The 15,468-nt window shown below is 57.6% G+C and carries 14 protein-coding genes and 2 tRNA genes; 9 read left to right on the top strand and 7 right to left on the bottom strand.

The features are described 5' to 3' along the window. Window positions 1–9: 9 nt before the first annotated feature. Together H7H48_RS10885 and H7H48_RS10880 are read right to left on the bottom strand one after the other, a co-directional pair. Window positions 10–1,230: an LL-diaminopimelate aminotransferase gene (locus tag H7H48_RS10885; RefSeq protein ID WP_229449064.1), complete on the bottom strand. Its 1,221-nt coding sequence runs from the start codon at window positions 1,228–1,230 to the stop codon at window positions 10–12. An 86-nt stretch (window positions 1,231–1,316) separates the two neighbouring features. Continuing rightward, a complete protein-coding gene (locus tag H7H48_RS10880; protein WP_229449063.1) occupies window positions 1,317–1,739 on the bottom strand; it encodes a hypothetical protein in 423 nt (140 codons plus the stop codon). Window positions 1,740–1,853: 114 nt separating this feature from the next. Here H7H48_RS10880 and H7H48_RS10875 point away from each other — a divergent pair, with 114 nt between their 5' ends. After that, window positions 1,854–3,683 carry an alpha/beta hydrolase gene (locus H7H48_RS10875; RefSeq protein WP_229449062.1) on the top strand — a complete coding sequence of 610 codons (1,830 nt, stop codon included), beginning with the start codon at window positions 1,854–1,856 and terminating at the stop codon, window positions 3,681–3,683. 492 nt (window positions 3,684–4,175) lie between these two features. Here the strand turns inward: H7H48_RS10875 and H7H48_RS20165 are convergent, their stop codons facing one another. Beyond that, entirely contained in the window at window positions 4,176–4,589 is a 414-nt protein-coding gene (locus H7H48_RS20165) for a hypothetical protein (RefSeq protein WP_370633348.1), read from the bottom strand. A gap of 1 nt (window position 4,590) precedes the next feature. Here H7H48_RS20165 and H7H48_RS20160 point away from each other — a divergent pair, with 1 nt between their 5' ends. From H7H48_RS20160 to radC, 6 genes are all read left to right on the top strand, one after another. Next, on the top strand, window positions 4,591–5,088 hold the full coding sequence (locus H7H48_RS20160; RefSeq protein WP_370633347.1) for a YcbK family protein: 498 nt from the start codon (window positions 4,591–4,593) through the stop codon (window positions 5,086–5,088). Window positions 5,089–5,168: 80 nt separating this feature from the next. Then, window positions 5,169–5,244: transfer RNA gene (locus H7H48_RS10865), tRNA-Glu, on the top strand. A 142-nt stretch (window positions 5,245–5,386) separates the two neighbouring features. Continuing rightward, window positions 5,387–6,361 (top strand): hypothetical protein, encoded by a 975-nt coding sequence (locus tag H7H48_RS10860; RefSeq protein WP_229449060.1) that lies wholly within the window; start codon window positions 5,387–5,389, stop codon window positions 6,359–6,361. Between the two features lie 52 nt (window positions 6,362–6,413). Beyond that, window positions 6,414–7,115, top strand: a complete 702-nt coding sequence (sfsA, locus tag H7H48_RS10855) for a DNA/RNA nuclease SfsA (protein WP_229449059.1) — start codon at window positions 6,414–6,416, stop codon at window positions 7,113–7,115. A 54-nt stretch (window positions 7,116–7,169) separates the two neighbouring features. Then, entirely contained in the window at window positions 7,170–7,997 is an 828-nt protein-coding gene (gene map / locus H7H48_RS10850; protein WP_229449058.1) for a type I methionyl aminopeptidase, read from the top strand. 66 nt (window positions 7,998–8,063) lie between these two features. Beyond that, entirely contained in the window at window positions 8,064–8,804 is a 741-nt protein-coding gene (gene radC, locus H7H48_RS10845; RefSeq protein WP_229449057.1) for a DNA repair protein RadC, read from the top strand. Window positions 8,805–8,890: 86 nt separating this feature from the next. On the opposite strand, the gene tig is transcribed toward radC, so the two are convergent. After that, window positions 8,891–10,327 (bottom strand): trigger factor, encoded by a 1,437-nt coding sequence (gene tig / locus H7H48_RS10840; protein WP_229449056.1) that lies wholly within the window; start codon window positions 10,325–10,327, stop codon window positions 8,891–8,893. Between the two features lie 88 nt (window positions 10,328–10,415). Then, window positions 10,416–10,500: transfer RNA gene (locus H7H48_RS10835), tRNA-Leu, on the bottom strand. 333 nt (window positions 10,501–10,833) lie between these two features. Between H7H48_RS10835 and H7H48_RS10830 the strand changes: the two genes are divergently transcribed. Then, entirely contained in the window at window positions 10,834–10,974 is a 141-nt protein-coding gene (locus H7H48_RS10830) for a DUF1127 domain-containing protein (protein ID WP_007008226.1), read from the top strand. A gap of 478 nt (window positions 10,975–11,452) precedes the next feature. On the opposite strand, the gene H7H48_RS10825 is transcribed toward H7H48_RS10830, so the two are convergent. Beyond that, window positions 11,453–11,902, bottom strand: a complete 450-nt coding sequence (locus H7H48_RS10825; RefSeq protein ID WP_229449055.1) for a hypothetical protein — start codon at window positions 11,900–11,902, stop codon at window positions 11,453–11,455. A gap of 243 nt (window positions 11,903–12,145) precedes the next feature. On the opposite strand from H7H48_RS10825, the gene trmFO reads away from it, so the two are divergent. Beyond that, complete coding sequence (gene trmFO, locus H7H48_RS10820; protein WP_229449054.1) at window positions 12,146–13,549, top strand: methylenetetrahydrofolate--tRNA-(uracil(54)-C(5))-methyltransferase (FADH(2)-oxidizing) TrmFO; 1,404 nt, start codon at window positions 12,146–12,148, stop codon at window positions 13,547–13,549. 92 nt (window positions 13,550–13,641) lie between these two features. Here trmFO and H7H48_RS10815 read toward each other — a convergent pair whose 3' ends face one another. Then, window positions 13,642–15,327, bottom strand: a complete 1,686-nt coding sequence (locus H7H48_RS10815; RefSeq protein ID WP_229449053.1) for a DUF4153 domain-containing protein — start codon at window positions 15,325–15,327, stop codon at window positions 13,642–13,644. Between the last annotated feature and the right edge of the window lie 141 nt (window positions 15,328–15,468).

Genomic DNA, 15,468 nt, shown 5'->3' with positions numbered 1-15,468 from the left:
TGGTTAGACTCAGCGACGGGCGCCGAGCGGAATGACGTTGTCGGTGTTTTCCGGCGCGGTTGCAAGGAAGCGCTTGATGCTGCGGGCGGCCTGTCGGATCCGGTGCTCGTTCTCAACCAGTGCGATACGCACGAACTGGTCGCCAAACTCACCAAACCCGATGCCAGGCGCAACCGCCACCTCGGCCTTTTCGACCAAAAGTTTGGAGAATTCCAAAGAACCGAGTTCTCGGTAGGCGTCCGGGATCGGCACCCAGGCAAACATGGTGGCAGGTGGCGGTGGCACATCCCAGCCGGCGCGGCCAAACGATTCCACAAGCACATCCCGGCGGCGGCGATAGATTTCGCGCACCTCTTCAATCTCCGTACCATCGGAATTCAAAGCAGCCGCAGCCGCCACCTGGATCGGTGTGAAGGCGCCATAATCCAGATAGGATTTGACACGCGACAGCGCGGCGATCAGCCGCTCATTGCCCACGGCAAAGCCCATGCGCCAGCCCGGCATGGAAAACGTTTTGGACATCGAGGTGAACTCCACCGTGACGTCCATTGCGCCGGGCACTTCCAGAACCGAAGGTGGTGGATTGCCCTCGAAATAGATCTCCGAATAGGCAAGATCAGAAAGAATGATCAGATCGTTCCTGCGCGCAAAGGCAACCACATCCTTGTAAAAATCCAGCGACGCCATACAGGCCGTGGGGTTTGACGGGTAGTTCAGGATGAGGGCGATCGGCTTTGGCGTCGAATAGCGCACTGCACGCTCGAGCGCCGGAATGAAATTCGCGTCAGGCTCGGCGGGGATAGCCCGCACGACACCACCCGACATGATGAACCCGAATGCGTGAATGGGATAAGTCGGATTTGGACACAGCACCACATCGCCCGGCGCGGTGATCGCCTGGGCCATATTGGCAAACCCCTCCTTCGACCCCAGCGTCGCGACCACCTGAGTTTCAGGATCGAGCTTCACGCCGAAGCGACGCTCGTAATAGGCCGCTTGTGCCCGTCTAAGACCGGGAATGCCACGCGAAGATGAATAGCGATGCGTGCGCGGATCGCGCACCACGTCACACAGTTTGTCGACAATGGCCTGCGGCGTTGGAAGATCGGGGTTTCCCATGCCGAGATCAATGATATCGGCACCACGCGAACGCGCACTCGCCTTCAGGCGATTCACCTGCTCGAAAACATAGGGCGGGAGCCGACGGATCTTATGAAATTCTTCCATCATCATACCTCGATGCAGGTGACGCGAGACCGGTGACCGGTCCTCATATACCCATTCCACTCAGTGGTCGAGGGAAAGGAGAGCTGAGGTTATTCGCTCTTTTCGATTTCCTCGAGCTGCCGCTCCGCATGTGTTTTGGCAAGACGGCGCAACCGTGCAGCTTCTGCTTCGGCGTCGTTGCTTGGAGCCCGGACCGCCAGGCGCTCCCGCACTGCGGAGAGATCCCGCGTCAGTGCATCCTTCTCACTTGAATCAATTGGCGTAGCCGCTGATTCCGACGGGATGTTGAGATCGGGATAGACACCCGTGTTGCGCGCAGCAGACGTATTGGTTGCCCCGGTCCCAGCTTGTGAAGCAGGGCCTGGCAAGGGCGGTGGCGTGCTGATCGCCGCGGAAGGCGCTGCATCTTCCAAACTCGCGCTGACACACCCACCGAGCACAAGCGGAAGGGAAGCCGCCAAGGCAAATGCTTCGGTGATGCGAAAAAAACCGCGGTGAGCTCTGATTTTCATATTCTCTTCCGATTCAAGCCACTACCATGCATGATGGTCGCGGGGGAGCCTCCCGTGGAGATTACGTTAACACCGCGCCGCTTGAAAGGCGCGTTCAGGTTGCAGGCGCAGATTATGGCTCGAGAAAAGCAGACCACGGGCGCAGAAAACCACGAAGAGTCGGCATTCGACCAGTATTTCGCAAAAGACCCCGAACGTCTGGCACAAAACCTGGCGCGCGCGCTTGAGGAACTCGGCAAGGCCGCCGCCTCCTGGACGCAAGCGAGAGAAAAGAATGAAGCCAGCGACATAACCGCCGCCCCCCTTGCCGACATGATCAGAACCTTTTCGCGCGTCAGTGAATACTGGTTGGGCGATCCCACCCGCGCGCTGGAAGCCCAGACACGTCTGTTCGCCGAGTTCATGGGCATCTGGGCAAATGCCATCCGCCGAATGAGCGAGGAGAACGTGGGCGACTACGCCTCCGCTGCGGCGACGGACAAGCGCTTCCAGAATCCCGAATGGGGACGCAATGCTTTTTTCAGTTTCCTGAAACAGGCCTATCTCGTCACTGCGCGTTGGGCTGCAGACCTCGTGGACGGCGCCGACGACCTCGATGACATAACGCGTCACAAGGCGCGGTTCTATGTGGAGCAGATGAGCCAGGCCCTATCGCCGTCGAACTTTCTCCTTACGAACCCTGAGCTGTATCGTGAGACCATGGCGAGTAACGGGGAAAATCTCGTACGCGGCATGCGAATGCTCGCCGAAGACATTGCCGCCGGGAAAGGCGACCTCAAACTCCGGCAATCCGACAGTTCACAATTCAAGATCGGCGAGAATCTGGCCAACACTCCGGGCAAGGTGATAGCCCGCAACGAACTGGTCGAAATTCTGCAATACGCCCCCGCGACAAAGAAGGTTTTGAAGCGGCCGCTGCTTATTGTTCCTCCCTGGATCAACAAATTCTACATCCTCGATCTCAATCCCAAGCGCTCATTCATCCGCTGGGCCGTTGAGCAAGGGCATACGGTTTTTGTGATTTCATGGGTCAATCCGGACGAGCGACACGCCCGGTATGACTGGGCAGACTATATCGACCAGGGCATAAGGTTCGCGCTGGACACGATCGAGGCTGCGACAGAAGAAAAACAGGTCAACGCTATGGGATACTGCGTGGGCGGAACCCTATTGGCAGCCGGTCTGGCCCTGATGGCAGCCGAGGGAGACGACCGTATCGCCTCCGCTACCTTCTTGACCACACAGGTGGATTTCACCTTTGCTGGCGATCTCAAGGTTTTCGTGGATGAAGATCAGATCCAGGCTCTGGATGCAGCCATGCGTGAACGCGGCTACCTGGACGCCACACGCATGGCCACCGCCTTCAATATGCTGCGCGCAGGCGATCTGATCTGGCCATATGTGGTCAACAATTACCTGCGCGGTCAGGCGCCTCTGCCTTTCGACCTTCTTTACTGGAATTCCGATTCCACACGCCTGGCAGCCGCCAATCACTCATATTACCTGCGCAACTGTTATCTTGAGAACAACCTCTCCCAGGGCCGCGCCGTTCTACGCGGAAAATCGCTTCATCTGGAAGACATCAAGATCCCGATATTCAACCTTGCCACGCGTGAGGATCACATAGCACCAGCCAAATCCGTCTTCCTTGGCAGCCGTTTTTTTGGTGGGCCGGTTGAGTTTGTGCTGGCGGGTTCCGGTCACATCGCCGGCGTCATCAACCCGCCCGAGATGAAAAAGTACCAGTTTTGGACGGGCAGAGACCCCGAAGGCGAGTTTGATGACTGGATGGCAAACGCCGATGAGCACGCCGGTTCCTGGTGGCCGCGCTGGCAGTACTGGATCCTTTCTCAGGACAGCCGCCAGGTGAAAGCCCGCAAACCAGCGAAGAACAAGAATGCGCTTGGTGAAGCTCCGGGAGATTATGTGCGCATCCGCGCCTGATCACACAAAATGACAGAACGAAACAATGCTTTTAGAGGCCCCAAGGGAACTTTGACGTAGTTTCGGCATGAAACATGTTCTTGCCTCAATTGTTTTCTACCGCCTATATGATTGTTCATAGGGCTGGGATTCGCAGGCAAGACAAGCACTTGCTATAGATTTGCGAACCGAATTCAGTTCATCGTCGTGTGCGTGATTCAATCAATTGAGGGGCATATTTCTGTTGTTGGGGGACGAGAGCGGAAAACGCTATATGTCGGTGTTGAGGCATGGTCGATCCAGTCTGGCGGGTGTGATCTGCGCTCTATTTCTGGCATCCTGCTCCACCACCTCTGATCCTGTGACCCAACTGGGTCTCGCCCCGACTGCACTACAAAACGGCGAAACCAATTCTTCTCTCTCGACGAGCGACGCCACCCTGTTTGCGGCAGCAGAAGGCGCCGGCGGGTCGGAAGCCTCGACTTCGATGCCTCTCCCCTCCGAACGTCCTGGTCAAAAAGAAGATGCAGCGGCCCCAGAGGAGGTCGCGACGGAAACAGCAGCAGCGTCCCAGAAAGAACCTGTCTCGGCAATCGAGGCGGTCGCCGCCGACAACGTTTCAGAAGACCCTGCTCCTCCGGCCGAAAGCGTGCCAACACAGACTGCGACCGCCGCTCCAGCTGAAGAAGATGCTTCTGAAGAGGTTGCGGAAGCCGATACGACACCGCAGTCCGAGAGCGAATCAGCATCCAAACGGCAAAGTTTTCTTTCAGCCTTTTTCTCCGCAAAAGAACCCAAGGCAGCGAAAGCGGCAGAGAAAGCCTCCCGTCCGCTGGTCGAAACGAGCAAAGCCAAACCCGCAGAAACTTCCAAGGTTGTGCTCGCCTCAGCCTCACCCGACACAAAGCCCGTGCAGGCATCAGTCAATATGGGTTCTGCCCTCCCCGGTGTAAGGCAAGGCGAAAGCCTGTTCGAGTTTTCGAGCAAGACAGGCAACGATGATGCCGACGCGGATATTTACGAGGAAGAACCTGCTTACCAGGTCGCCTCGGCCGCAGGCATGGCCCGTCTTGCCCCCAATGGCCTTCTCAAACAGCGTGAGAGCGTTGATACGGCCTGCCTGAAACCCGCCTTGGTCGGCATGCTCAAGGCGATCGAACGACATTACGGCAAACGAATCGTCGTCACTTCAGGTTATCGCAGCCCCAGCTACAATCGCCGCGTTCGAGGGGCCCGTAAGTCTCTTCATATGTATTGTGCAGCCGCAGACATCCAGATCGATGGCGTCAGCAAATGGGAACTGGCGAAATATGTTCGCTCCATGCCCGGTCGCGGCGGCGTAGGCACCTATTGTCATACGAAATCGGTGCATGTGGACGTCGGCCCGGAGCGTGACTGGAACTGGCGCTGCCGTCGCAGAAAATAAATCACAAAAAAAGCATAGAACCATCACAAGACGGGTTGCCCCCGGCAACGAAGCTCACTATAAGCCGGATCGTCTTGAGCGCGCCCATCGTCTAGCGGTCTAGGACGCCGCCCTTTCACGGCGGAAACACGGGTTCGAGTCCCGTTGGGCGTGCCAGTTTTTTCCTCCTGAAATTGTGCATCAGTGAACAAAGCCGTGTGGCGTTTGACCCGGCGTGCCAGCCCGCGTACTTCTCGCTCGTCCTTTTTTGGACTGATGGGGATGTGAGACTTCACCGAGACGCGCAGGAAGGCATGAAATGCAGAGTCCGTTGATTGTTGCTGAGAAGGCGCTCGGTTTTGCCGCCTCGCGCGCACGGTTCTTCCTGATCGCCGGGCTTCTGGTCGGCATCGCTTCACCGGCGGCCGCGCACGCGGCCAAACCCTGGATCGCCGAAATGATCGCCGCTTTGCTCTTCCTTGCGGCTCTGAGAATGGGCCCGAAAGCCCTTGTCGGTGCTCTGGGGGACCTGCGTCAGTCGCTTGTCGCCACCCTCGCCTTTCAATTGCTGCTGCCGATCGGGTTCGCGCTTTCCTTCCTCGCAATGGGCTGGGAAGGTGTGCTGCCGACCGCGCTGGTTTTGATGGCCGCTGCGGCTCCGGTTTCCGGCAGCCCGCACCTGGCAATCATGACCGGTAATGACCCTGCCCCCGTCATGCGGGTCATGACGCTTGGAACAGCACTCTTGCCACTCACTGTGCTGCCCGTTTTCTGGCTCACACCGGCACTCGGCAGTGCAGACGTCATTTTCGCGGCTGCCGGCCGGCTTTTGGCTGTCATCGTGCTGGCCGTGTCCGCAGCATTCGTCCTTCGCCGATTTGCATTGGCAAACCCGACGCCGGTTGCGATCCAGTCGATTGACGGTCTCTCCGCCATCCTTATGGGCATCGTGGTGATCGGCCTCATGTCAGCGGTCGGCGAAACGCTTTTGATCGATCCAGCACGGGTGGGCCTCAATCTGGCGATTGCCTTTGCAGCCAATTTCATGCTGCAGATCGCTGTCACGGTTCTGCTCGAGCGCTTTGGCAAGAACACCATGGCCGCACCATTGGGAATTGCCGCGGGCAATCGCAATATTGGCCTCTTCCTCACAGCCCTCCCCGCCGGCGTGACCGATTCGCTGCTGCTCTTCATCGGGTGCTACCAGATCCCCATGTATCTGACGCCGCTGGTGCTGGGCGCCTATTATCGAAAACGTGCTGCCGCGCTGCCCCAGCAACAGGCGCGAAGCTGATCGATCCGAGAAGGCACAGCCATTCCCAACAGGCACTTTTCGAAGGACCCTCATGGAATTCTCAACACCGCTCATCGAGGCACGTCTGATCCGCCGCTACAAGCGTTTTCTGGCGGACGTCACATTGATGGACGGCACAGAGGTCACCGTCTCCGTACCAAACACCGGTTCCATGCTCGGGCTCACAGCCAAAGGGGCGCGCGTCTATCTCTCCCGCTCCGACGATCCGAAGCGAAAATACCGACACCGGCTGGAGATCGTCGAGGCTGACGGCACCTTGGTCGGGATAAACACGGGACTGCCAAACAGGCTTGCGGAAGAGGCCATCCGTGCCGGCCTTGTGTCCGATCTTGCCACATACGGCTCATTGAAGCGCGAGCAGCGCTATGGAGAACGCTCACGCATCGATATGCTTCTTGAGGAGCCGGAACGCCCTCGCGCCTATGTGGAGGTAAAGAATGTGCATTTCATGCGCGAAGAGGGACTTGCGGAATTTCCCGACACGGTGACGGAGCGGGGAGCACGGCATCTGCACGAGCTTGTCACCATGCGCAAGGCAGGCCACCGCGCTATCATGATCTATCTCATTCAAAGAGGCGATTGCGCGCGCTTTCGTTTGTGTGACGATCTCGACCCGGCTTACGCAAAGGCTTTTGCACTTGCTGACAAAGCCGGGGTTGAAGCCTACGCCATCAAGTGCCAAATCAGCCCTGAAGCAATCAAACCGGATCGTCTGATAGACATCGTGCTATAAAAACAGCAAAATCCGGCAACCTTATCCAGTCCAAGCGCAAGCGATTCAAACCTCATGGTCACCTATCTCGAAGCAGATTCCGCCCCGATGCGAAACACCGGACAGATCCGCCTTTATGGCGAAGAAGGGTTCGAGGGCATGCGCCGGGCATCAAGTCTCACCGCCCGCTGTCTGGACGAGCTTGCAAGCCGGGTCGCCCCAGGGGTGACCACCAACGAAATCGACAGATTTGTGTTTGAATTCGGAATGGATCACGGAGCGATCCCCGCAACGTTGAACTATCGTGGTTATACAAAGTCCACCTGCACCTCCATCAATCACGTGGTTTGCCATGGGATTCCGGATGACAAACCGCTGCGCGATGGCGATATCGTCAATATCGACGTCACCTATATTCTCGATGGGTGGCATGGCGATTCAAGCCGCATGTATCCCGTCGGTACGATCAAGCGCGCCGCCGAACGGCTGCTGGAGGTCACCCATGAGTGCCTCATGCGCGGCATCGCCGCGGTGAAGCCGGGCGCACGCACCGGAGCCATCGGAGCGGCTATCCAGGCCTACGCAGAAGGTGAACGCTGTTCGGTTGTGCGGGATTTTTGCGGCCATGGTGTTGGTCAACTGTTCCATGACGCACCCAACATCCTGCACTATGGCAGTGTGAACGAAGGTGTCGAAATGCGTCCGGGCATGATCTTCACCATCGAACCGATGATCAATCTCGGCCGGCCGCATGTAAAAGTCCTCTCGGACGGCTGGACTGCAGTCACACGCGATCGTTCTTTGTCCGCTCAGTATGAACACTCGATCGGCGTCACAGAGACCGGATGCGAAATTTTCACGCTTTCGCCTGCAGGGCTCGACCGGCCCGGTCTCCCGGCTTAGACTGCCACCAGGACGTGCGCCATCGGCAAACCGCACGTTCCCCTGGAACAGTGGCGGGGACATTTCATGGAAGAGGACGACGACCACGGTTTTCTGGCCGAACGGCCAGTTCTGCCCACTCGAAAATCCGGCATGAAGCCGCATTATCATGGACATCGGGACCGCTTGCGGCAGCGCTTTGCGGAAACGGGTAGCACAGCGCTCTCTGATTATGAGCTGCTGGAACTTTTTCTGTTCCGTTCCATACCGCGTGCAGACACCAAAGGTCCGGCAAAAGCCTTGCTGGAGCGCTTTGGCTCGCTTCCCGAGATTTTCGGCGCGCCGGAGCGTCTCTTGCAGGAAGTCGACGGTATAGGAGAGGCTGCCGCGCGAGATATCAAAGTGGCAGCAGCCCTGGCTCAAAGAATGCTCAAGGCAGACTTGCGCGACCGCCAACTCCTGACCTCATGGTCACAGGTAATTGAATACTGCACCGCAGTGATGGCCCATGAGGATCGAGAGCAATTCCGCGTCCTCTTCCTCGATAAAAAAAACCAGCTCATTGCCGACGAGGTTCAGCAAACCGGTACCGTCGATCATACCCCGGTTTATCCACGAGAACTGGTACGCCGTGCTTTGGAGCTTGCCGCAACGGCGGTGATTCTCGTCCACAACCACCCTTCAGGCGACCCAACCCCTTCCCGCGCAGATATAGACATGACCAAAACCATCGTGGACACCGCCAAACCATTGGGCATTACGGTCCATGATCACATCATCATTGGCAAGAAGGGGCATGCGAGCTTCAAGGGGCTTCAGCTGATCTGATCCCGCTTTGGGGCCAAAGGCGTCAAAAAGAAAAGGCCGCTGAAAGAGCGGCCTTTTCCAATCGTCTCACAAAAGAAGAGAAGCGATTACTCGCTTTCTTCCTTCTTCTTGGCGGCAGCCTTCTTCGGAGCGGCTTTCTTTTTCGGAGCAGCCTTCTCCTTTTTCGCGGGCTTTGCCTCCGCTTCGTCCTCATCATCCGCCATCAGCTCGTCGCGCGAAACCTTTTCGTCGGTGACGGAGATTTCACCGAGCAGATGGTCGATGACCTTCTCCTCGAAGAGCGGCGCACGGATGTTTGCCATGGCCTGCGGGTTCTGGCGATAGAACTCGTAAATCTCTTGCTGCTGATGCGGAGGATAGCGACGGATCGATTCGATGAGCGCACGCTGCATCTCTTCATCGCTAACCTTCACCTCGGCCTTTTCGCCGATCTCGGACAGAACGAGTCCCAAGCGCACACGGCGTTCGGCAAGACGCTGATACTCTTCGCGCGCCTCTTCCTCGGTCGTGTCCTCGTCTTCGAAGGTCCGGCCGGCAGACTCGAGATCGCGGGTCACCTGGTTCCAGATATTCTCGAACTCGGCTTCCACCAGCTTGGACGGCGCTTCGAACTTGTATGCCTCATCCAGCGCGTCGAGAATCTGCCGCTTCGCCTTCTGGCGGGTTACCTGGCCGAACTGGTTCTCGAGCTGGCCACGAACGATCTCGCGAAGTTTCTCGGCCGATTCCAGGCCAAGCTGCTTTGCGGTCTCGTCATTGATCTCCAAATCATTGGGCTTGGAGATTTCTTTGACCTTGATGTCGAACTCGGCTTCCTTTCCGGCCAGATGCGCTGCCGCATATTCTTCCGGGAAAGTCACCTTGATCGTGGTCTCATCGCCGGCCTTGAGACCGACAAGCTGCTCTTCGAAACCAGCGATGAACTGGTTCATACCGATCACGACCTCGGAATCCTCGGCAGAGCCCCCATCGAAGGGCTCGCCATCGATCTTGCCGAGATAGTCGAGCTTCACCTTGTCGCCTTCGGCGGCCTTGCCCTTCTTCACCTCATAGGTGCGGGCAGAATCGGCGACGCGCTTGACCTGCTCTTCGACTTCCTCATCCGTGACGTCATAAACCTGGCGCGTGATCTTGATATCGGAGAAGCTCTTGAGTTCGATCGGCGGGATGACTTCGTAAGACATCGAGAATTCGAAGTCCGCATCGCCGGCCAAAACCTTTTCGGCTTCCTTTTCGTCCTCGGTCATGGAGATTTCCGGCTGAATGGCCGGCTTCTCGCCGCGGTCGGTCAGGATGCTCTGCGTGTCCGCAAGGATCTCGTTCACGACCTCAGCCATGAAGGATTTGCCATAGACGCGGCGCAGGTGCTGTGCGGGCACTTTGCCGGGGCGGAACCCCTTAAGGTTGACCTTGCCCTTCGCGTCATCGAGACGCTGGCTAAGGCGCGCCTCCATGTCCTTTGCAGGAACGACGACCTTAAGTTCGCGCTTGAGCCCTGAGTTGAGAGTTTCGGTTACCTGCATCCATCATACCTTTGTATTCGCTTTTGCCGCCGCTTTCACGGCGCCCACCGCTCTTCCTGTCGGGGAATCTTACCGGGATCGGCCCTTCTGGTGCGGGTGGAGGGACTTGAACCCCCACGGCTTGCGCCACAGGAACCTAAATCCTGCGTGTCTACCAATTCCACCACACCCGCTTCGAAAAACCCAAGGAGCGCCCTAAGCTTCCGAAAGCGCGGGTTCTATATCACCTGCACCTAGTCTATCAAAGCAAAATTGGCAAGATTCAGGGCTTTTTTATGCCTTTCGCCAACCAGCCCGACACGAACATGCTGCCTGATTTTCCCCACGCTTTTATAAATCGATTATATCCAAGCCGAACATCCGCCATAACGCAGCCGCAAAAGCGCCATGCTGCATTGCACAAATCGCATTGCTGTCATGCAACATTGGCACTTCAAAGCTGAGCGGGATGGGACTATTTCAGGCTCAACAAACGAACACGGAATTCAAACGAAGCGAGCACTGAGATGAACATCATCCGCAATTACCGCAACTGGCGCCGTTACCGTCAGACCGTCACCGAGCTGAGCCGCCTGTCCAACCGCGAGTTGAACGATCTGGGCATCTCCCGCGGCGACATCCCCTTCGTGGCGCGCAAGTCCCTCTAAGGGCATTTGAGATTAAGAGTTTCGCCAGGATCACCTCCTCCCGATCCTGACGAATATGACCGACAACCTCCTCCTCCCAATTGTCGGTCACCCAAAACAACACCTGCCGGACCTCCTCCCCCGGCAGGTGTTGAAACGGGCGGCAGAGCCGGGAACGGCACGCCAAACAGAGTTTTAGAGTTTCCTTTGGGGTTATCCTCCTCCCAATCCTGAAGGAACCGACCGGCGACCTCCTCCTCCCAATTGCCGGTCATCCCAAAACGACACCCGCCGAACCTCCTCCCTCGGCGGGTGTTGTTTCCGGGCAGCAGCCTCCCCATATGGGGCCTGTCAGGATTTGAGTTTCATAGATTTCGCCTGGGTTACCTCCTCCCAACCCTGGCGAATAGACCGGCAACCTCCTCCTCCCAAAATTGCCGGTCATCCCATAACGACACCCGCCGAACCTCCTCCCTCGGCGGGTGTCGTTTTTTATTGCCTATCGTTCGCCTCGCACACCGCGCGTTTTCCATTCGGCCAGCTTCATGATGTCCGGTGCCCCTCCGGCTGGCTCGAACCAGCTGTCCACCGCCCATTCCTCACCGCTTTTCGCGCGGAGGACCGCCGTAGCGTGCGGATAGCGCACGTCGAGAAAGAAACCGCGCGCGGCGTTTCGCTGAACAGTGTGATGATGAAGAAGCCCGTGTCGCTCCAGATAGCGTAGCAGCGTGCGCGTGTTGCGCGACTCGTCGATACAGTCCATCTGTCCGTAGACTCGCGCGCCGCCGGGAGCCGATTTCGGGCCGTCCCGCACACCGATGGTCTGGGTTGCCACGGTTTCGAAATAGCGAACCGCCTGCGCCACGGCTTTCCGTTCAGCCTTCGCAGATGCTTTGCCCGGTGCCATGATGGCGACCAGTCTTTGCCTCATCGCCGTGTCGATCGTCATGCTTTTCTTGTAATAGCAGCCATAACCGCTGCACAGATACACGCGCTCTGCGTTCGCATCGCCCACCCAGAAGAGTGCAGACGCAATGCAAACCGCTCCAACTCTGAAAATTCCAAGCCCCATCGTCACAGTTTAGGGCGCGTTGGGCGACGAGGGAAGCGCTCCCGGCAGGACACTGCATATTTGGTTAGCGCCGGTTTCTATCCCGTTGCATTCCCTCACACGGCAGCTTATCTCCTCCCCATGAAACCGATACACATCATTGGCGGCGGGCTCGCCGGTTCAGAAGCTGCCTGGCAGGTTGCGCAGGCTGGCGTTCCAGTCATTCTGCATGAGATGCGCCCGGTGCGCGGTACGGATGCCCACAAGACCGATGGCCTTGCCGAACTGGTCTGTTCCAATTCCTTCCGTTCAGACGACGCAGAGACCAATGCGGTCGGTCTGCTCCACGCGGAGATGCGGTTGGCGGACTCACTTATCATGCGTTCGGGCGATTCCAATCAGGTCCCAGCCGGGGGCGCGCTTGCAGTGGATCGCGAAGGCTTTTCACATGCCGTGACCGCGGCATTGGAGGCTCACCCGCTGATTACGATCAAGCGTGAAGAAGTGACCGGCCTTCCGCCCGAGGACTGGGATCTGGCGATCATCGCAACGGGCCCTCTCACCGCTCCGGCCCTTGCGGAAGCGATCTCAGAGGCAACCGGTGCCGAATCCCTTGCGTTCTTTGACGCTATCGCCCCCATCGTTCATTTCGATTCAATCGATCTCGATGTGGCGTGGTTCCAGTCACGCTATGACAAGGTCGGACCCGGCGGAACGGGTAAGGACTATATCAATTGCCCGATGAACAAGTCGCAGTACGAAGCGTTCATTCAGGCGTTGCTAGATGGCGGCAAGACCGAATTCAAGGAGTGGGAAGGCACACCCTATTTCGACGGCTGCCTCCCCATCGAGGTGATGGCAGAGCGCGGTCCCGAAACCTTGCGTCACGGCCCGATGAAACCGATGGGCCTGACCAATGCGCACAAGCCGGACGAAAAGCCCTATGCGGTCGTCCAGCTGCGTCAGGACAATGCACTCGGCACGCTCTACAACATGGTCGGATTTCAGACGAAACTGAAATATGGAGAGCAAACGCGCATCTTCCGTATGATTCCGGGTCTGGAGAACGCCGAGTTCGCGCGTCTCGGCGGCTTGCACCGCAACACCTATCTGAATTCCCCGACCCTTCTGGATGGGACCTTGCAGTTGAAGAGCCGCCCGGGGTTGCGCTTTGCCGGCCAGATCACAGGCTGCGAAGGCTATGTGGAAAGTGCTTCCATGGGATTGATCGCTGGTCGTTTCGCTGCCGCGGAACGTTTGGGGCGCTCCATCCCCACCCCGCCGCAGACCACCGCCTTCGGCGCCCTGCTCAACCACATCACCGGCGGACACATTGTTGCGGATGATGAGCCCGGAAAACGTTCGTTTCAGCCAATGAACGTCAATTTCGGCCTTTTCCCTCCCGTGGAAGTCCCAAAGCCGGAAGGCAAGCGGCTTCGCGGGAAGGAGAAATCGGTCGCCAAGAAGAAAGCAATTACGGCGCGCGCGCTTGCGGACTTCAAAGCATGGCTTGACGGGCTTCCTGCGGCTGAGGCAGCCGAATAGCTCGGCCTCTCGTGCTTTGAAATGCAAACTGTCAGGGGTGCGGTTGGCGCCCCCCTTGTTCGTTCAGGGCATTTGCAAATGTCGCCAAACCCTCATTCCCAGTCGCTGCTGCGCAGAACCACCGCGCCATAGAAATGCGTTAGCACAGTTTCGGGGTATGAACTGGCAGACAGAGTGGTGGGGATCAATAGGATCTGCTTCCCGTCCGCCTCGAGGCGCAACAAAGCTGATTGGTCAGCTTGAGTCGACAGTTCGACTATTCTTGAGGTTTCGACCTTGAAGAGGGTGGGGGTGCCTTTTTCCGAGGTCAGCGAAACTTCGTTCTTGTTCAGAGTCAATTTGAGACTGGTTCCGTCAGGCAATGACAAGGGGCTGTTGGCACCATCCTTTTGGTCTACTCTTACGTGCTGAAAAAGCACATCGAACTCATCCAGAGCGACCATAACGGTCGAGTTCCTGTCATAAGAATACCATTGACGCCCACGCTGGACAGGATTGTCCGGATCCAGGTTCCACGCATGCGCAATCTGCCGGTAAAGGCTTTCTTCTCCCGACGGCGAGAACCCTTCAGGCGCCACACCAAGCTCGGCATTCTCTCCACTGAGATAGCGCAGCACGGCTAGTGCTTCCGCCTTCGTTTGATGATCGTCGGGCTCACCGCGGACGAGTTCAAGAAAGCGTGACTGTTGCGACCTGATCGACCAGTCGACAGCCCCCAGAGGGCCGAAACTGCCAATGAGAAGCGCGATCACCGGCAGCCCTGCAGCCACACGGATATCGCCACGCAAAGGCCGGAGCGCTTGCAGAATGACAAGAGCAAGCATCACTACGCCGAAAAGCCCCAGAAAATAGCGTTCCACGGTCCATCCGAAAACGCTCACGCGCAACCACAGTGCGTAAAAGAGAAGGCCAAGCGGCATCACAAGGATCAAAGGCCAGAAGCGAACAAAAAAACGGGTCGGCGCGCGTGCTGTGTCTAGAAACGGCTTGGTTAGAAGCAGTACCGCAACCGTGGAGACACCATAGGTTAGAACCAACCAGCCGATCTGCCCCTGCGGGATCTCACCGGTAAGGACGATCTTCATCGTGTAGAGATGCAGGATTATCGCGTAGATGATGAGAAGCGGAACTGCAGCAAAGTCGCCAAGCGCCCGCATTCCATATTGCATCATGTCATGCTCACGCCCGCCCGGCTCCTCGTCAAACACAAAGGGTGTCTGACCGAGACCGAACAACGGAGCAACGAAGAGACAAATGGAAACCCCGATATGTTTGTAGAGGCCGTTCGAAATGCCGATACCGAAAAGGTTGGTGAGGCTCGCCAGTATTGCAGAGGCACCTCCCCAGAAAAGAACGAATGCGAGGAGGGCAAGCGCAGCCGCAAAAGCCAAACGCGCCGTAAACATCCAGAAGGCGTCGCCTGTCCCTCTGCCGACAAAGGGCGCTATGGGAACGAGCGCTGCCAGAGAGAACAAAAATGCCCACTCCACAGTTCGCACGCCGATCGGCGGCCACATCACGGTGAATGCCGCCAGTCCGGCAACCGCGGGCAGAACATAACACGCCCACGACGAGAGACGCCTGGATTGCGCGAACAGCGTTGCAGCAAATGATGCAAGCACGGCCCCGATCAGTGCGAAAAGCTGGTTTTCCTGGGAGGCCGTGCCAAAAATCCGAGATGAAAACAGGCTACTGTAGGCAACAAGGGCATTGGCCTGCGCCGCCGTGACAAACAAAAACCCGACCGTCACGGGGAAGCGGGATACAGCCTCCACCATCGCGGCACCGGCCTCTTGCAGTGATTGAAACCAGCCGACAGCCCCATGATTTCTATTCAATTTTTCAGACAAAAGACGTCCTCAAGCAGATTTCCAGACGAACACGAGCATGTGAGCACGGCGCAAATTAGGCAATCGCAT

It is taken from the genome of Nitratireductor sp. B36 (genome assembly GCF_020833685.1).
In the GTDB taxonomy this organism is placed as follows: domain Bacteria; phylum Pseudomonadota; class Alphaproteobacteria; order Rhizobiales; family Rhizobiaceae; genus Nitratireductor.
The sequence above is the reverse complement of the archived record's forward strand: the minus strand, read 5'-3'. Positions and strand labels throughout refer to the sequence as shown.

Coding starts and splice junctions, on each gene's coding strand:
- radC (WP_229449057.1), top strand. CDS start 8,064: ATGGAAGAGGACGACGACCACGGTTTTCTGGCCGAACGGCCAGTTCTG.
- H7H48_RS10860 (WP_229449060.1), top strand. CDS start 5,387: ATGCAGAGTCCGTTGATTGTTGCTGAGAAGGCGCTCGGTTTTGCCGCC.
- H7H48_RS10815 (WP_229449053.1), bottom strand. CDS start 15,327: ATGGTGGAGGCTGTATCCCGCTTCCCCGTGACGGTCGGGTTTTTGTTT.
- trmFO (WP_229449054.1), top strand. CDS start 12,146: ATGAAACCGATACACATCATTGGCGGCGGGCTCGCCGGTTCAGAAGCT.
- H7H48_RS10825 (WP_229449055.1), bottom strand. CDS start 11,902: ATGACGATCGACACGGCGATGAGGCAAAGACTGGTCGCCATCATGGCA.
- H7H48_RS20160 (WP_370633347.1), top strand. CDS start 4,591: ATGGGTTCTGCCCTCCCCGGTGTAAGGCAAGGCGAAAGCCTGTTCGAG.
- map (WP_229449058.1), top strand. CDS start 7,170: ATGGTCACCTATCTCGAAGCAGATTCCGCCCCGATGCGAAACACCGGA.
- H7H48_RS10830 (WP_007008226.1), top strand. CDS start 10,834: ATGAACATCATCCGCAATTACCGCAACTGGCGCCGTTACCGTCAGACC.
- H7H48_RS10885 (WP_229449064.1), bottom strand. CDS start 1,230: ATGATGGAAGAATTTCATAAGATCCGTCGGCTCCCGCCCTATGTTTTC.
- sfsA (WP_229449059.1), top strand. CDS start 6,414: ATGGAATTCTCAACACCGCTCATCGAGGCACGTCTGATCCGCCGCTAC.
- H7H48_RS10875 (WP_229449062.1), top strand. CDS start 1,854: ATGGCTCGAGAAAAGCAGACCACGGGCGCAGAAAACCACGAAGAGTCG.
- H7H48_RS10880 (WP_229449063.1), bottom strand. CDS start 1,739: ATGAAAATCAGAGCTCACCGCGGTTTTTTTCGCATCACCGAAGCATTT.
- tig (WP_229449056.1), bottom strand. CDS start 10,327: ATGCAGGTAACCGAAACTCTCAACTCAGGGCTCAAGCGCGAACTTAAG.